The 17312-nt window shown below is 40.2% G+C and carries 13 protein-coding genes; 4 read left to right on the plus strand and 9 right to left on the minus strand.

Annotation, left to right across the window (positions count from 1 at the left end):
• Positions 1–31: 31 nt before the first annotated feature.
• Positions 32–1495 carry an MBOAT family O-acyltransferase gene (locus SGRA_RS01690; RefSeq protein WP_014373382.1) on the minus strand — a complete coding sequence of 488 codons (1464 nt, stop codon included), beginning with the start codon at positions 1493–1495 and terminating at the stop codon, positions 32–34.
• 136 nt (positions 1496–1631) lie between these two features.
• Positions 1632–5300: an SbcC/MukB-like Walker B domain-containing protein gene (locus SGRA_RS01695; protein WP_014373383.1), complete on the minus strand. Its 3669-nt coding sequence runs from the start codon at positions 5298–5300 to the stop codon at positions 1632–1634.
• 25 nt (positions 5301–5325) lie between these two features.
• Between SGRA_RS01695 and SGRA_RS23725 the strand changes: the two genes are divergently transcribed.
• Positions 5326–5796 carry a hypothetical protein gene (locus tag SGRA_RS23725; RefSeq protein WP_014373384.1) on the plus strand — a complete coding sequence of 157 codons (471 nt, stop codon included), beginning with the start codon at positions 5326–5328 and terminating at the stop codon, positions 5794–5796.
• A 638-nt stretch (positions 5797–6434) separates the two neighbouring features.
• Here SGRA_RS23725 and SGRA_RS01705 read toward each other — a convergent pair.
• The 6 genes from SGRA_RS01705 to SGRA_RS23730 all read right to left on the minus strand — a co-directional run bounded on the left by SGRA_RS01705 (position 6435) and on the right by SGRA_RS23730 (position 12897).
• Positions 6435–7298 (minus strand): HNH endonuclease signature motif containing protein, encoded by an 864-nt coding sequence (locus tag SGRA_RS01705; protein ID WP_014373386.1) that lies wholly within the window; start codon positions 7296–7298, stop codon positions 6435–6437.
• A 2-nt stretch (positions 7299–7300) separates the two neighbouring features.
• Positions 7301–8899, minus strand: coding sequence for an AAA family ATPase (locus SGRA_RS01710; protein ID WP_014373387.1), 1599 nt, complete (start codon positions 8897–8899; stop codon positions 7301–7303).
• Positions 8900–9152: 253 nt separating this feature from the next.
• Complete coding sequence (locus SGRA_RS01715; protein ID WP_014373388.1) at positions 9153–10064, minus strand: DUF4435 domain-containing protein; 912 nt, start codon at positions 10062–10064, stop codon at positions 9153–9155.
• Entirely contained in the window at positions 10057–11379 is a 1323-nt protein-coding gene (locus tag SGRA_RS01720; protein ID WP_014373389.1) for an AAA family ATPase, read from the minus strand. The genes SGRA_RS01715 and SGRA_RS01720 overlap by 8 nt, the downstream gene beginning before the upstream one ends.
• 91 nt (positions 11380–11470) lie before the next feature.
• Positions 11471–11932, minus strand: coding sequence for a hypothetical protein (locus SGRA_RS01725; protein WP_014373390.1), 462 nt, complete (start codon positions 11930–11932; stop codon positions 11471–11473).
• A 575-nt stretch (positions 11933–12507) separates the two neighbouring features.
• Positions 12508–12897, minus strand: coding sequence for a hypothetical protein (locus SGRA_RS23730; protein ID WP_014373392.1), 390 nt, complete (start codon positions 12895–12897; stop codon positions 12508–12510).
• Between SGRA_RS23730 and SGRA_RS01735 the strand changes: the two genes are divergently transcribed.
• From SGRA_RS01735 to SGRA_RS01745, 3 genes are read left to right on the plus strand one after another with little or no spacing between them, the layout of a single operon-like run.
• Positions 12896–14266 carry a TolC family protein gene (locus SGRA_RS01735; RefSeq protein WP_014373393.1) on the plus strand — a complete coding sequence of 457 codons (1371 nt, stop codon included), beginning with the start codon at positions 12896–12898 and terminating at the stop codon, positions 14264–14266. The genes SGRA_RS23730 and SGRA_RS01735 overlap by 2 nt on opposite strands.
• 4 nt (positions 14267–14270) lie before the next feature.
• Positions 14271–15245, plus strand: coding sequence for an HlyD family secretion protein (locus SGRA_RS01740; protein ID WP_014373394.1), 975 nt, complete (start codon positions 14271–14273; stop codon positions 15243–15245).
• A 5-nt stretch (positions 15246–15250) separates the two neighbouring features.
• Positions 15251–16459: an ABC transporter permease gene (locus SGRA_RS01745; RefSeq protein ID WP_014373395.1), complete on the plus strand. Its 1209-nt coding sequence runs from the start codon at positions 15251–15253 to the stop codon at positions 16457–16459.
• On the opposite strand, the gene SGRA_RS01750 is transcribed toward SGRA_RS01745, so the two are convergent.
• Positions 16404–16970 carry a Crp/Fnr family transcriptional regulator gene (locus SGRA_RS01750; protein WP_050981153.1) on the minus strand — a complete coding sequence of 189 codons (567 nt, stop codon included), beginning with the start codon at positions 16968–16970 and terminating at the stop codon, positions 16404–16406. The two genes, SGRA_RS01745 and SGRA_RS01750, sit on opposite strands and share 56 nt — an antisense overlap.
• Positions 16971–17312: the final 342 nt, after the last annotated feature.

Consider the following 17312-nt stretch of genomic DNA (forward strand, 5'->3'; position numbering starts at 1 on the left):
AATTAGCTTAAGTAAAAACCTGTTCATAGCCTTAAAATTGAAAGTAAATAAAGTCTTGCTCTTTACCAGAAAAATAGAAAATCATAAATATTAAACCATAATAAAACAGATAGCGAAATAACGAGGGCCAAGGATCCAAAATCTTTTCTATAGCATACTGTTCTCTACGCCCAAGCCACTCTATAGAAAAGAAAAAGATGAGAAGGAGAAAAATCATTTTGGGTAAAATATTTTGGCCTGTATTTTCTTCTATGAAATAAGGCATCTCCAATAATGAATAATCAAAAATAGATTGTATGTAATGAATAGCCGCAGGCATATTTTCGGCCCGAAAAAATATCCAGGCAAAAACGGTAAGACTAAAGGTAAGCGCTAGAGCAAAAAGCTCTCTAATAGAGGGCAAAAAACGATTCTCCGCTACTACGTTTAGATTTTTTCTATTTTGTCCTCTCAATAAAAGCGGTAAAAAGTAAATCGCATTTAAAGCCCCCCACACAATAAAGGTCCAGTTGGCGCCATGCCAAAAGCCGCTGATCAGAAAAATAGCAAAGGTATTTCTAATTTTCATCCATTTTCCTCCTCGACTTCCACCAAGCGGAATATATACATAATCCCGAAACCAAGTGGATAAGGAGATATGCCACCTCCGCCAAAATTCAGCTATATCTCTAGAGAAATATGGGAAAGCAAAGTTTTGCATCAACTTAAACCCAAATAAACGAGCCGTTCCTATCGCAATATCCGAATAGCCCGAGAAATCTCCATAAATTTGCATGGAAAAGAAAAATGCTCCTAATACTAAACTACTTGCAGGTAAAATATCTGGCGAATTAAAAGCTGAATTCGCTAATTCAGCACAGTTATCAGCAATCACCATCTTTTTAAATAATCCCCAAAGGATTTGCCGCAAACCATTGATCGCATTCGCATAGTCAAATGTTCGTCTTTTATAAAATTGTGGCAATAATTGAGTCGCACGTTCAATTGGTCCCGCTACCAATTGAGGGAAAAAACTGACAAAAGCTCCAAAAGCTATAAAATCAGTTGTCGGCTTTAGTTGCTTCCTATACACATCTATGGTGTAGCTCATTGTCTGAAAAGTATAGAAACTAATCCCTACAGGTAAAATTAAGTTGAGACTACTAACCTTCAATTGCCAACCCAAAAAAGCAAAAGCCTCTACAAAGTTTTCTATGAAAAAATTATAATACTTAAAAACCCCCAGTAGCCCTAAATTCACAGCCAAACTAGTAAACAGCAGTAACTTACGCTTTATTTTTTGCTCCGTTTTTTCTATGCCCAAAGCAACAGTGTAATCGACTACCGTACTGAAAATAATGAGCAGTAAAAATTTCCAGTCCCAGGAACCATAAAAAATATAGCTCCCTATGAGAACAACTAAATTTTGTATCCTCAGTGAGCATTTATTCGCTAACCAATAAATAGCAAACATAAGGGGAAGGAAAATAGCAAAGTCTATAGAGTTGAATAACATTGAATAAATATTAATTTCCTAGGTGTTTATAACAAGATTTTTAGGCTATAGCGAAAATAACTGCTATAGTTTATAGAGCCCACAAAAGAAATAAAAATAAGGACTATCCTATACATTTTTTACTTTTAAGAAGTTCTTAAACAATTTGCAATTCGCTGCGGCCTTCTCCTTTTTTCTGCAATTGAATTTGGCAGGGAATTCTTTCCTTGAGCAATTCTAAATGAGAAATTAAGCCGATGCGTTTGCCTTCATGCTCCAAACGCTCCAATAATTGCAAGGCAAATCCCAATGTTTCTTGATCTAAGGTGGCAAAACCTTCATCGATAAATAAAGATTGCATTTGTTGTTTGGCCGATAAATTAGAGAGGGCCAAAGCCAGCGCCAAGCTGCACAAAAAAGTTTCTCCACCAGAAAGTGTAGAGAGTGGCCGCTTAGATCCAGCCTGAAAAGCATCAATGACGTTAATATTTAAGCTGTCGTAGCTTTCTTTTTCCAATTCGTAGCGATTTTGCGCAAAACTTCTCAAATGTTGGTTGGCATAATAGAGTAGTCGCTCCAAAGAGATCGCATTGGCAATATCTCTAAACTTTTTCCCGTCGGCGCTACCAATTTCATTTTTAAGTAAAATCCAGCGGTCGGTTTCTTTTTCTTGTTTTTTATGGGCCAACTGTATGCGCTTCACTTTTTTCTCCTGCTCTTTTTGTCGGTCCAATCGCTCTAAGGTACGCCCAATTTCGGCTTGTTCTTCCTTTGTTATTTTTTGCAACCGCTCTTTTTCGGCCAAATAATCGGCTAAGGGGGCCAAATTGGGCCAATTTTCGGCTATATTTTTTGCCTGTAGCTCTAACTGCTCTGCTCGATCATCTAAACGCAATTTTTCTTGGGCCGCTTTTTCCTTGGCCTCGGCAATAGCTGCGGCTTTTTTAGCGGGCAAAAGCGCCTGCGATAATTTTTCTAGGTTTTCAAACCCTAACTGCCCAGCCAAATCGGCTAATTTCAAACGCAATTCGGCTTCCTCTTTTTCATTGCCCTGCAATTGCTGCCCCAACTGCCGCAAGCCTCCTTTTAAAGCCTCTTTTTCGCTTTGTAGCTGGGCCAATAAAGTTTGTGCTTTTTTCTCCGATTTTCTTAATTGGGCCAATTGCTCGACAAATTTTTTGCGGGCTTTTTCTACCTGCAAATCGCCAAACTGCTCTTTTCGCTGCTTTTCCAACTGCAATAAGGCCGCTTTTTCAGCCAATTGCTTTTCTTTTTGTTCCTCTCCCTCTTTTTGGCAACGCTGCAAATCTTTGCTCGATTTTTCCCAATTTACCGCCATAATGGCCAGTTCTTGTTGCAACTTTTGCGCTTGCTCCAATAAAGCCTGATAATTTTTGTAGTCGCTTTTTAAAACCGCAATTTCTTGCTTGAGCTGTTTAGAGCTCGACAATTCCCTGCCCAATTGGGCCAAAGCCGATTGCGCCTGCTGCAATATTTTTTGGTCCTGCTCTAGTTTTTCTGCCAGTTCAGCCCCCAATTGCGCCAAGCTTTCGAGCATTTTTTCTTTTTGCTGCTCTTTTTCTGCATAATTATTTTTTGTGGCCTTCTTTTTTTCGGCCAAAATGGCCCACTTATGCTGAATGTCCACTAATAATTTGAGTTGCTTTGTTTTTTGCGCTTGCTCTTCGCCAAAAAGTTGATAAAGTGCCTGCAATTCTGCAAGCTCTAAGGTTTTTAAGTTTTTTTCGGACCAATTCAATTGAGGCAGGGCATCTAGTTTGGCCCACAATTGCTCTACCGATTGATTCAGGCTTTCTTTTTCCTGCTCCAATCGCTTTAAACGATCAGCTAAAACAGAACTTTTTTGTTCCAATTTGCTCTGCGCCGATTGAATTTCTTGCTGTTTTGCTTTTAAATCGGCCAGACGCTCTTGTTCGGCCTGCAATTCTTTTTGCTTGCCTTCTTGGTCAAAGGCTTCATGCGCATGCGGATGTTCCGTAGATCCACAAAGTGCACAGGCTTTTCCCTCTTCTAAATATTGGCGATACTGGGCCGCCCCCATTTGTTGCTTGAGCAATTCACAAAGGCGCTCTTGAGAAGCAATATGTTTTTGCAGATCGGTCAAACGCTCTTTGTTTCTGGCCTCATTTTCTTGCAGGGGCTGTAATTCTTCTTCATTTTTTGTTTTCTCGGCCAAAGTTTTGGCCAGTTGCTCTTCCGCTTGCTGAATCCCCTTGCGCAAATCGATATGTTCTTGCCAAGGCCCTTGAATTTCTTGGGCTTGGGCCAAATCTTTTTCCAAAAGCGTCTTTTTGGGAAGCAGCTCCGCTAAACTTAGTTCTTCTTTGGCCAAAGCTTCCGAAAGGGCTTGCTCTTCCTTAGCTTCTTCGGCTAATTTATTTTTAAGTTGTTCTAATTGTTGCTCTAGCTCTTTTTTGGCCTTTTTTTGCTTTTTTTCTTCGGCTCGCTGCGCATTTCCGGCCTTATGCAATTGCTCAATTTCTTGGGCCAAGGCCTGCAATTGTTCAATAATTTCTGGACTATCGGCTAGGGCGGCCTGTTCTTTTTGGGCCAAGGCTACCGCAGCCGCTTTTTGCTCGCTTTTTTCTTTTTGCTTGGCCAATTGGTCCTGTTCGGCAGCTTGTTTTTTTTCTTGGGCCAATATTTTTTCTAGGGCTGCTTCTGTTTCGGCCAATTTTTTTTGCGCAAATTTAATTTCCTGATCCAAGCGTTCACAGGCCTGCCATTGCGCCTGCAAATCATTTTCTTGGGCCTCTTCTTGGGCTAGTTTTTGGGCCAGCTCTTTTAAGATAGTAGCTTCTTTGGCCAAAGCATTTTCTTTTTCGGCCAATTGCTCTTCATCTTTTCTTTGCTGCACCAAAAGCGCCTTAATTTCTGTCTCCAACTGGCTTAGGCGCTTCAATTCGCCCCCAGCTTTTTCGGCCTTTTGGTGTTGGGCCAATAAAAAATGTTCTGGCTCTTGGGCTGCCCAATTTTTGGCCCAAGCTGCTTTTTGTTGCTGCAATTCGAGCAAGGCAGTTTCGCACTCTTTTTTTTGCTCAGCCAATTTAATTTGCCCCTCTAGTTCCTTTACTTTTTGCTGTCGCTCTTCTGCTTCGGCCTTTTTTTGGACCAAAGCCGTTTCTAGGGCCAATAATTCTTCTGCCGATAATAAATCAACGGCCTGCAATTGCTTTTCTAATGCTTCTAGCTTTTCTTTTTCCTCTTTTGCTTTTTGAAATGCGGCTTTAGAAATTTCGCTATACTGCTCTGCCGAGGTAATCCGAGCCAAAATATCTGAGCGATTTTCTTTGTCGCGCAAAAAGGCAATAAAATCGCCTTGGGCCAAAAGCACCGAGCGACAAAAGCCTTCAAAACCCAATCCATCTAAAAGTTCTCCTATTTTTTTATGGAATTCTCTTTTTTTAGTGGCTAAAATGGGCTGTTTTTTTTCCGAAATAATTTGCACCAATCGTTGCTTGGGCAGCTCTAATTTTCCGTTTCTATTGATGCGCACTGTCCACTCCGCTCTATAAACTCCGCCCTTGGCCGAAAACTCTAAGGCCGAAAAAGCATTTTTTTGGCCTTTAGAAATCATATTGCTTTCTTTTCCGTGGTCGCTTCCTTGCGTGCCACTAAAACGGGCGGCTTTTCCATAAAGCGCCAAAGTCATGGCATCTAATAAAGTTGTTTTTCCAGAGCCTGTTGGTCCAGCAATTAAAAAAAGACTGTGCTCTTTTAAAGGCGCCGCTTCAAAATCAATGCAAATGGGCTCTTCTGCTTGTAAAGAGTTAATATTTTGGATATAGAGTTTTAGGATCTTCATGTACAACTTGGCTAAATAAAATAGAATGTTCCAAGTTACGGACTTTCACTTGTGCAGAAAAACTGTAGCGCTATTAAAAGGCTTTGTTTTTTTGAAGTTTTTTTTGGGGCTGCCCCTGCGCTTCGCTTGGGTCGGGCTATGTCGCAGCTCGCTGTTCGCTCGGCCCTGCGTTTTTTTTCGCTGCGCTCAAAAAAACTGGGTCTGGCCTGACGGCCACTGCTATCTATCCCTCAGCCGTTTGGCCTTCGGCCATAGCTGTAGGTTAAAACCCACAGCCATACAACAAAGCCATTTTACATCTATAGTGCGGGGAGGATTAAAATCCTCCGCCGCTTTGAACAAGGGCCATTTTTTTTCTTCGGCGGTTGGAGAAGATTATTTTTCTTTAGTATTTCTAGACCAGTGGGTTAAAACCCACAGCAAAAAGGGAGAACGTTCTACATCCAAAAAAATGAGCCGATGGTTGAAACCCTTGGCTCCTAAAAAATTAAACTAAAAACCGTTTCTTTTTTCGGGGCGGTTATTTTTTTCTATTGTTTTTTTATGGAGGTTTTTAAACCTCCATTTAAAATGAAATGCCTTTTTGTTGCCTGGCTGTAGGTTTCAACCTACAGACCACCACAGTTTTTTACCACAGAAAAAAATTCATTGTTTTTTGGCCCAGTTGCTAATTGAAAGCCGCTAATTGAAAGGGGGATTGAAGGCCAAAGAAAAAAGTTTAGAGAAAAAATACAGATGAGCGGCCTAGCGATGTGCAGCAGTGCGGCAAAGCCGCAGACCCAGCAAAAAACTTGTTTTTTTGCGCAGGGCCGAGCGAACAGCGAGCTGCGGAACGTAGCGCCGCAAGGCGAAGCCGAAGCGGAGGCCCCAAAAAAATAGCGAGCTGCGACAACAAGAACTTCAGTTCGCAGTTCGACGACCGAAGGGAGTAAACGTAGCGCCGCAAGGCGAAGCCGAAGCGACAACAAAGACTTTAGTCTGCAGTTCGACGACTGAAAGGAGTAACGCCCCAAAAAAATCGCATTAAAAAATGAAGCGTCTTGAAATAGAAAAGCATTTAGTGTTAAAAAAATGAGCCGATGGTTGAAACCATCGGCTCATTTTCAGCTAGCTGTTTGGAGCTGGCCACTTTTATTAAAGGCGTTTAAATTCTTGAAAAAAATGGCTAATTCTGGCGCGAACAGAATTTGGGAGATAAGGCGCAATAAACAGATCAAAATAATGATAGATATAAATATGGTAGAGGGAATGTGCCTTATTTTTATGCGTATTTTCTCTAATTTCTTTGAAAATAGATTTTAATGCGCCTTTCAGCTCAGCTTGGTCGCGACTTGAGATGTAATCATGAATTGCTGCACTAATCTTTGATGCATATTTTTCCCTAATTTCAATTCGCTCTCTTCTTAAATCTGTTCGATTTAGGTTACAAATTTTTATTGTCTCTTTTCCCTCCTCTGTGCGCCCGACAATAGAGCCATTCTTCAAAAATTTGAAATGACGTTCTGGTTCTGTTTCAACTTCGGGGTTAATGAGCAATGGTTGCTCTTGCTGTTGTAACCAGATTAAATTATAAGGCTCAAAAGGATCTAGTCCTTTAGTATTCGTATGGCTATCTACTCTAGATATTTCTGTCCATCCTTTCAACGGAAATTTATTCCTTTTTGCATTATTACATTTTGAACAGAGGGGAATCAAATTAGACCAGCTATAAGCTAACCAATAATATCCGGGTTGATTATATTCTCGCTCGGATTTATTATTTCTTGTTTTTTTAGGTCGGTAATGATCTACTTGTAATTCCAATCCTCTTTTTCGCTCACAAATTGCACATTTCCCGGCATAAATAGTATGTAGCGCTTCTATTGTTGTATCCCGGTAACAACTGCTCTTCACTTCATGATTATGCTTTTCTATTAGTAGCTTAGCTTTTAAATCATTCCATTTAGGATCGACAAGCAAAACAGGCTCAGCATCAAATTTTTTATTTCTGTGCACCATAGCTAGTCTTCATTTGAAAATAAATCCTTAGGGAAAATATCTACGCTTACATTCTTTAGCCTTTCCTCAATTTCTTTATTTTTTTGGACGGTTTCATAGTCGTCTTCTACATAAATCTGCTCTAATTCTTCATTGCTTTTGCCTTCAAAAAAGTCAAAATCAAAAATGTCGGAGTCTAAGACAATATTAGGAGTCAATTTATGTATTTCTTTTTCTAGCTGGCTTAACCGCTCTACCCAAATGCCTTTTTCTGCCGTTCTGTTTACTTTGAGAAAAACCGATCCTTCGGGAGCGCCCAATAAAGGAATTGGGCTATGCGTAGACGCAATAAATTGGATCTTTGGAAAAAGATCGGTCAATAATTGTGGGATTTTTTGTTGCCATTTAGGATGCCAGTGCAAATCGAGCTCATCAATAATAACAATACCCTCAAATTCTACTGGATTGAGTACATCTGGTTGTGCTTCAAACATTCGAATAATCAAGTCGCCAACCATAGCGATTAAACTACGGTAGCCCGAAGCTAATTGATTAAACTGAATGGCCGATTTACCTTCTTCCAGATAAAAAACTCTTTGGCTTTTGGTCACTTCAATCTGCATTCCCATGGCGCCAAGTAATTGCTCAAGTAGGGCAATTGTCTGCTTAAATTTTTCTTGGATTGTTTCATCCGAATGCAATTTCCAAAGCTTTAAATAATATTCTATGCTGCGCAAGGGAATACTGCTGCGGTAAATACTGAGAATGGGATTTTTTACCACTGTTTTTGAAGGCTCATCCTGTTCATAGGTTTCTAAACGAGCAGGACCATAAGCAACGACATTTCTATAGACCGTTTTTAACCTTTCTCTAGGATAGACATAATAATTTTTTTCATCATCATCTGGAGATTGCAACAGCAGCCCTAGTTTTGTTTTTTTGTCTTTTTGATCTAGAGAAGAGAATCCCTTATTTTCTTCTGCCATAGGAATTTCAGCATAAAGTGCTGTGGCTATTGCTCGAAGCAAAGAAGTTTTTCCGTAGCCATTTTCTCCCGTTAGAAAAATCCAGTTGGCTGAAGTGGGTAGGTTTTCGAGCCCACTGCTTTTTATACCCTGAAAATTTTCAAACGTAAATGCAGATAGGCGGCCAGAAGGGGTATAATAAAGATTATTTTCTTTTAGGTGGTGCTCAATATGCTCTTGCTCTTCAGTAGTGAGAGAAATGGTCTCCCCTGCAAACTGTTGCATCAACCAGTCTTTGAAATTCAAACTACTATTGGAAAATGCAGAACTATAAGCAGTATAAATAGGTATACTAGGCCATTTTTCTCTTAAAGAATTATACAACTGTTTCAAAACTGCCGGGATGAGTTCATGTGCATCCTCTTGTAACAATAAGAGTCCTTTAGTTGGAATAAAAATCAAAAAATCTAATACCGCTATTATATCTACTATTCCTCTTTCTTTTTCAAAAGCTTCAGTTGTTTTTACATAAACCTCATGATGAAAAGAAACAGATAGTTCTTCCCCTTGATCGACCAATTCTTTGAGGCGCAAATAAATTTGCTCATCTAAATAGGAGGTATTTTCTGAGGCGGGAAAAGATTTTGGGTAAATCATATCACTATATATTCTAGGCGAGGGCCTGCTTTTAAGTAAAAAAGTTGATGGCGCTATTTTCTTGCTTTATTTCGCGCTATGGTTAATTGCGCATTAAAACGACAGCCGATTATTCTTTATCATAGAATAAAGCGCTACTAGAAAATGAGTTCAACAACTTGGCCTCAAGATAAAGATTTATAGAAAAAGGGGGCATTAAAAAATGGCTTAAGCGGCGGCCAGCTCTATTTTGTTCCTGTTCTTTTTTGGGCCTTTATTCTCGACGAAGAAAAGTTTCCCCTATAAATTCATCTTCCCAACTAGCAATAGCCTGATACAGTGCAGTAGTTCTAAAATCTTCTACACGATAACTAATGCGTAAATTTTTTTCTAAATCTTCTGCAGCTATTTTTTTGCTGCTGCCAGATTTAGCAATACAGCGTCTTAAGGCAAAAGAAAACAACTCTAAGAACTCATGACCGTTGGTCCATTTTTCTAGCTCCTTTGCTATAGTTGTAGTGGCTATTTCTTCTTCTATTTCAGGATTTCGTTTAAAAAATCCAGGCTTTTTCGATTTGTTTTCGACGGCTCGCAATAATTTGGGCAGTGAAAAAGATAAATCCTGTTCTTTAAAAAAATCCTTGAAGGGTAAAAGCACTAACTTACTGTTCTTTATGCTCTTAAATTTTAGCCCCCAGCGATTGAGCTCATTTAAATAGCGGAGATAAGATAAGGGCCAAAGTTTTTCCATCAACACCTCTAAGAGTTTGCTTCCATCCCCACAAAAACTGGCTAATTTTTCATCATCTACATATTCAGCCAGTAAATTTTCCCAGCAGCTTGGACTTTGAAGCTGCATCATTTCTGCGTCATGTGCATCGGTCAAAAAAACTTGATCGGGAGGACTCCAACCCAAAAAAGGTTTAAAATCTGCATCAATAATGGCAATGACAAATTCTAGCGCCTGCTTTTTGGCCATCTCAACTAACCTAAGGGCCATTTCCCAACCCGAGCTAGAAAAAAAAGAAGTATTTCGGTTGAAAAACTTCTTATAAAATTTTTCATCTGATTTGGATTCTACAACAACGGCCAAGTTTTTTTGATGACTACGATCTAAACACATTTTAATTTCGCCGAACAAATAGTTATCATCTTGCTCATATTTCAGGTCTTTGGGGCTAGGCATCTTCTGGTCCTTTTAAAGAGATGGTTAAATCCCACTCTCCATTGATAATACTTGGAGAATGTGTAGAAACAATAAAATCGAAGTTCTTGAGGGCAATAATATCCTGCATATCCTCAATAAATTCTTTTTGCCAAGCGATATGCAAAGAAATTTCTGGCTCATCTAATAAAATGAGGGAAGCGTCTGGAATTCGGAACAACAACTCATAGAGTAGAACTAATTCATGTTGCTCTCCAGAAGATAAATTCTTTGGCAGAATATCTTTATCCCGAATATTTTTGAAGTAAAAACCCTTTTCTTCTGAGAGATAGATTTTTTTGTAGGAAAAGCGACGCTCATTTAAAATCTCTAGAAACAATTTCACTTTTTGGTCAAAAGCATCTTCTTCATAGACCTTAAGCTGTTCTTGCATATCTAAAATATTGACTGCCAGAATAGCTTTTTTAATATCGTCTAGGCTGTCGGGGATATCTAAAGGGGCGGTATCCTTAGACAAAAGTCCTAACTCTTGTAACTCTCTTCGTTTTTGATTGACTTTGGCCGCCATTTTTTGCAGCTCTTCTACCTCATAGTCTGTTTTTATCTCTCCAGAAATAATGCGTTGACTCAAAGAGTTTTTTAAATCATCCGATTTTTTACGGTACTGGGCCGTTTTTTCTTGTAAAATAGCGGCTAATTCTGCCGCATAGTTGGTGGAAGTTGTATCCACTTTAAAGTTCTTTATCCCAGTGTTTTCAGCTTGAGGGAACAAATACAACCTTTGTGTTTTAATAAATTGAATTTTGACATTGTTCAAAATATTTTTGAGCACATCTGGTAGTATTTCACGCTCTAACTCATTTCTAAATCGGGGAAGAAGCTGATCATTATAAAGTTTAAGGACTTTCTCTGCACTTAATAAAGTCTTTGTTTTTAACTCAAAAAATCTATTTGGCCCCAAAGCTTCTAGAGGCAAATAGTCTGCTAGATTAGCAAAAAGATCTTCTGTTTTCTTTTGAAAATTTTTATACTGAGTGAATCTCTTAACTTTCACGCTGCTAGCATCAAAAATTGTAAAGACTACTCTATCCTTACGACGGTTATCTAACTCGAGCTGTTTTTCATCATCAAAAACAATTTTCAGAAATGAGAACGGAATGTCCCATATTTTCAAGAAATCAGGCTGATCTGGGTTAAAAACGCTATTCAACAAGCGAAAGAGTATTGTTTTGCCCACTCCATTTTCGCCATAAATAATGGTCAGTTTATTATTTAAATCTATTTGGTGGTCAAATAGACCGAGCAGGCCCTTAACTTGAATAGAGCTAATTCGCATAAGTGGAAAATTCAGACAGTTTGATAAAATGAGTTCAACAACTTGGCCTCAAGATAAAGATTTATAGAAAAAGGGCCCATTAAAAAATGGCTTAAGCGGCGGCCAGCTCTATTTTGTTCCTGTTCTTTTTTGGGCTTGGGTATAAGGCGGCCAAGCCTGCCAAGTAAATTTTATAATACAAGCTAATAAAGCGGTTGAGATAAGTTAGGGGCGAAGCGATAGCTGCTAAATAATTTACTTTTTTGGACTGCGCTGTTTTTTTCTGGTCCTTTTGCGGCAAGTTGTTTTGGCTTTGGCCTTTTAGTAAGCCCAAGCTAATCAATTGCTCATAAATGAGGTTTAATTCTGAAACTTCTTCCAAAATGGCTGTGGGTTGGCCCAAAGCCTTAAAAATGAGGAGGAATTCTGCAAAGAGAAATTTTCTGCGGCCAATAAAATGGTCCAAACCCGCAGCACGCAAACGTTTGCGTAAAGTAGGATAAGAAATGCCGTAAAAAGCTTTGAGCATTTTTTTACTCAATTTATAGTCTTGCATTTTTTGATCGAGCTGCATAATATCTTGTATTTTTTGTTAGTACTTAAAGTTAGGGTTAATATTTTGTAAACGCAAATTGTTGGGTGTTTTTTTCTTCATTGTTTTGGTCCGCGCAATTTTTTTAGCGCCAAAAAAATTCATTGTTTTTTGGCCCAATTGCTAATTGAAAGCCGCTATTTGAAAGGGGGATTTTATTCCCAGATAAATTTCATAGGAACCCCAGGGCCAAGGCCCTAGGCTAAGAAAAAATTGTCATCCCCTCTTGCGAGGGGATTTTTCTTGGCGGTTGTTGTTGGGGGGGGTGTTGTTTTGAAGTTTTTCTAGACCAGTGGGTTAAAACCCACAGCAAAAAAGAGAACCATTCTACATCCAAAAAAATGAGCCGAAGGTTGAAACCATCGGCTTATAAAAAATTAAACTAAAAACCGTTTCTTTTTTCGGGGCGGTTATTTTTTTCTATTGTTTTTTTATGGAGGTTTTTAAACCTCCATTTAAAATGAAATGCCTTTTTGTTGCCTGGCTGTAGGTTTCAACCTACAGACCACCACAGTTTTTTACCACAGAAAAAAATTCATTGTTTTTTGGCCCAGTTGCTAATTGAAAGCCGCTATTTGAAAGGGGGGATTTAAGGGCCGAAGAAAAAAGTTTAGAGAAAAAATACAGATGAGCGGCCTAGCGATGTGCAGCAGTGCGGCAAAGCCGCAGCCCCAGCAAAAAACTTGTTTTTTTGCGCAGGGCCGAGCGAACAGCGAGCTGCGGAACGTAGCGCCGCAAGGCGAAGCCGCAGCGGAGGCCCCAAAAAAATAGCGAGCTGCGACAACAAGAACTTCAGTTCGCAGTTCGACGACGGAAAGGAGTAAGGCCCCAAATAAAATCGCATAAAAAAAGCAAAAAAATGCAGCCCTGTAGATTTCTTGATCTAGGTCAAGAAGGAAGAAATTTGGAAAGAGGACCTTTGCCTTAGACAAAAATAGATCTGGCATGAAAAAATTGATGTTTTCCTTTTTTCTTTTTTGGGCAGCACTCCCTATAAGGGCCCAAGAATTTATTCCGCAAGAATTTTGGGGGCTTTGGGAGGCCACAGCAAAGCGAGACGCAGGCCTAAAAAGTTTTGATTTGGCCCAAGAGCAAATTTTATTGCAAGATAAAGCGCTGCGCTATCGCTTTTTGCCCAATTTAGAACTCAATGCAAGTTATACTCGCTTGGGCGAAGACCTTCGTTTTGATAGCGATATGGAAAGTTTGTTGATGGGCAGCCAACGTTTGTTGGCCAAAGAAGCTTTGGGCATTCCATTTAATGCGGCTTTGCCCGAACAAGTACCACTTTCTGAAATTCCGCCCATTTTGGAGCGAAATATTTTGAAAGCCTCCGCCGATATGAATTGGTTATTATATAGTGGCGGAAAAATTAAGCAGGGCCGAAAAGCTTTGCAAGCCAAAGGCGAACTGCAATTGGCCCAAAAACAAATGCAAAAAGAAACGCTCTTTAATAATTTGCTGCAAACTTATGATCAGTTGGGTTTATTGCTGGCCGCAGAAAAAGTATTGTCGCAAACAGGCGATTATTTGGCCCAGCAAGAAAATTTTGTAGAAAAAGCTATTGCCAACGGTTTGGCGATTCCGATTGATCGCAAAAAAATTGAACTGGCCAAAAAACAACTGGCCCTCAAAGTAGAAGAGCAAAAAAGCAAGAAGAAAATTGTTTTGGCCCTTTTAGCTCAGCAATCGCAACTGCCCGCAGAAGAATTGGCCAATTTGCACCCTCAATTGGTTTTGCCTGCAGAAAAAAACTGGTCCAGCGAAAAAAGAGTAGAATTAAACGCCTTAGAAGCGGCCCAAAAAGCTTTGCATGCCCAAGAAAAAATGGAACGCCAAAGTTTTATTCCCAAACTTGCGCTCAAAGGACATTATGAAATTTTGCAGCAAGATTTATCGCTGCTCGACCCCAAAGCCTATGTCGCTTTGGGCATGAATTGGACGCTCTTCGATGGTCGGCAAGGCCATCTCAAAGCAGAGGAAAAAGCTTTGGAGCAACAAAAAGTCAAAGAAAAAATACGTGAAGTAGAAGAACAACTGCTTTTGGCCGAGACCAAAGCGCAGGCGGACTGGGATTTGGCCCAAGAAAAAATTGAGTTGCAAAAAGCCGAGAAAAAATTGGCCGAAGAACATTATGCGCTAGTGCAAGAACAATATCAAAATGGATTGACGGATTTGCGTGAGCCTTTGGCGGCCCTAAAAGATATTGAACAAATTTCTTTTTCCTTGGCGCAAAGCAGATACCAAGCAAGACGCGCCTATTTGGCCCTCATCCAAGCAAAAGGACAGTTAATTAAGACCATCGAACAACAATAATCAAATGAAACGACTATTTATTTTGGGCCTTCTGCCCCTACTCCTTTTTAGTTGCCAGACAGAAGAACAGCCAGAAAAAATTAAATTTCCTCAGGGAAAAGTAAAATATAAAACCTTGGGCGTTAGCTCGAAGATTGCCGGCCGCTTGGCAAAAATTTATGTTCAAGAAGGACAGCTGGTCCAAAAAGGCGATACTTTAGCCCGACTCGACATTCCGGAGATCGCTGCAAAGATGGCGCAGGCCGAAGGCGCTATTTTAGCGGCCTCTGGACAATTGGAGATGGCAAAAAATGGGGCAACTAGCGAACAAAGAGCGCAATTGGAACAAAAAATTGAAGCCGCCAAAGCACAACTCGCTTTTGCAGAAGCTTCTGAAAAAAGATTGGCGGCTTTGCATGCCGATTCATTACTCTCTACGCAATCTTATGAAGAAGTAGCCATGAAAGTAGAATTGGCTCAAGCACAACTAGCGGCTTTAAAAGAAAAGCGAAAAGAGGTTGAAAAAGGAAGTCGCAGCGAATTAGTACAGCAAGCGCAGGGACAATTGGCCAGAGCGCAGGCGGCCAAACAAGAATTAGAAGTGGCCCAAGAAGAAATTTATATTATTTCGCCCGCCAATTTTAGAATCGAAACCATTTCGCTAGAAGAAGGCGAGCTCCTTGGCCCCGGTTACAGCCTTTTTTATGGCTACAAAACAGAAAGCATGTATTTCCGCTTTAGCATTGCCGAATCTGAAATTTACAACTTTGAGGAAGGACAAAAAATAAATGTTCAAAATCCTTACACCAAAGAAGAAATTCCCTGCGAATTGCGTCGCATCAAACAATTGGCCCGTTATGCCAGCCAAAGTTCTGCGGCCCCCAACTACGAATTGGCCGAAAATTTATACGAGCTACAACTTTGGCCCATTCAAAAAACCAAAAGTCCGCAATATGTCAATGCAACAGTTTTGCTGCTTGCTGAGGCTACAAAAAAATAAGAGAAATGAAAGAGTTTTTTCAATTGCTGGGCCTAGAGTTTAAGCGTTTTTTGAGCAACCGTGTCATTCTGGCCATTTTTTTTATGGCGCCAGTTTTTTACGGCCTTTTATTTCAGGCCGTTTATCGCAAAGCACAATTGCAAGACCTGCCCATTTTGGTGGTGGATGCCGATCAAACGCCTTCTTCGGCTCTCTTAATCGATGCCCTTTCCGATAATCCAAGTCTAAAAGTGGCCGAAGTATTGGGCGAGGTACAATATTTAAAAGAAAAAATGTTGGAAGAAGAATTTATGGCGGTGGTGCAAATCCCCCAAGATTTTGAGGCCAATATTTTACAAAAGCGTCATCCAGAGGTTCGTGTAGATCTCAACATGGTTAATTTGTTGGAAGCCAACCTCGCCAGCAGAAATTTGCAATTGGTTTTGGCCAGTTTAAATGCGGGTTTTGAAATTGAAGGCCTAAAAAAACAAGGGATGTCGCCTCCTCAGGCTGCCGCAGCTTATGAAGCTTTTCAAATTAGTTTTCACAAGTTATATAATAGTAGCGGCAGCTATTTATATTATATGTTGCCTGGTTTGTTGGCCGCAATTTTACAACAAGTGATTTTTTTGGCCATGGCCATTAGTTTTGCTCGAGATTTTGAAGATGGTCATTTTAGTCGCTTGGCCAAGGCTTCTCCTTTTGCAGGCTATAGTTTATTGCTGAAAATTTTGCCCATCGCCATTTTTCTGCCCCTCAATTATGCCTTGATGTATTGGGGCTTCCAATATTTTCAGATCGATTTTTTGATGCCCTTAGATAAATTGCTGCCTTTGGTTATTTATTTTTCTTTGGCCGCTACCTTTATCGGTTTATTATTTTCGATTGTTTTGCCCAGCCAATTAACGGCCACCGAATTATTGATGGTCATTTCTACTCCCGCCTTTGTTTTGAGTGGATTTAGTTGGCCGCGTTCGGGCATGCCGCCCCTTTTGGCCGAGGCTGCCAATTATATACCCCTAACGCCTTTTATTGAAGGCCTTAGAAAATTGAGTTACTATGGCGCAGAGCTTTCGCAAATTGAGCCCGAAATTAAACAGCTACAATTTTTGGCGCTTTCGGCTTTCGTTTTACTTTTTGTGGTGCTACAAATAAAAACCCTTTTGCGCAGAAGGAAACTTAATGCTTTGCCCGAATCCGACTCAAAGTTTCGGGCCGAATCCCTAAAAAACTAGCAATATCGCCTAGGCGCAAGCGCTGAAACAGATCGGGATAACGCTCCAACATAAAATCGTAGCGCTCTTTGGCCGATTTAAATTGCATGGCATGCCAACGCTGAATCATTTCGCCCAACATTTCAATCGCTAGCAATCGGCCAAAGCGCTCAATTAAATGCAATTCTTCAAAGAGTTGCTCCAAACGCTGATGCGAAATTTCATACAAGCGGGCATCTTCCAACAATTCTATATTATATATAGAGGGCTTTTGCTGGAAAAAACTTTCGCTATTGGTCAAAAACTCTCCTTCTCTAAAAAACCACAAGCTAACATCAGTGCCCGAATCTCCATAGTAAAAACTGCGGGCCAAGCCCTCTTCAATAAAAAAAAGTGAGCGACAAACCTTGCCCATTGGAAGAAGTAATTCGCCTTTGGGCAATTTTTTTTCTACAAACTCTTCTTTGAGCCTGGCCAAATCACTTGCTGGAAAATCTACTCTAGCTTTTATTGCCGCTTCTAATCGCTTCATTTTTTATTTTTTTTTTGCAAAGATACGTTTTTTTTGGGGCTGCCCCTGCGCTTCGCTTGGGTCGGGCTATGTCGCAGCTCGCAGGTCTGCTCGGCCCTGCGTTTTTTTTCGCTGCGCTCAAAAAAACTGGGTCTGGCCTTCGGCCACTGCTATCTATCCCTCAGCCGTTTGGCCTTCGGCCATAGCTGTAGGTTAAAACCCACAGCCATACAACAAAGCCATTTTACATCTATAGTGCGGGGAGGATTAAAATCCTCCGCCGCTTTGAACAAGGGCCGTTTTTTTCTTCGGCGGTTGGAGCAGATTATTTTTATTTAGTATTTCTAGACCAGTGGGTTAAAA

It is taken from the genome of Saprospira grandis str. Lewin (assembly GCF_000250635.1).
GTDB lineage: Bacteria > Bacteroidota > Bacteroidia > Chitinophagales > Saprospiraceae > Saprospira > Saprospira grandis.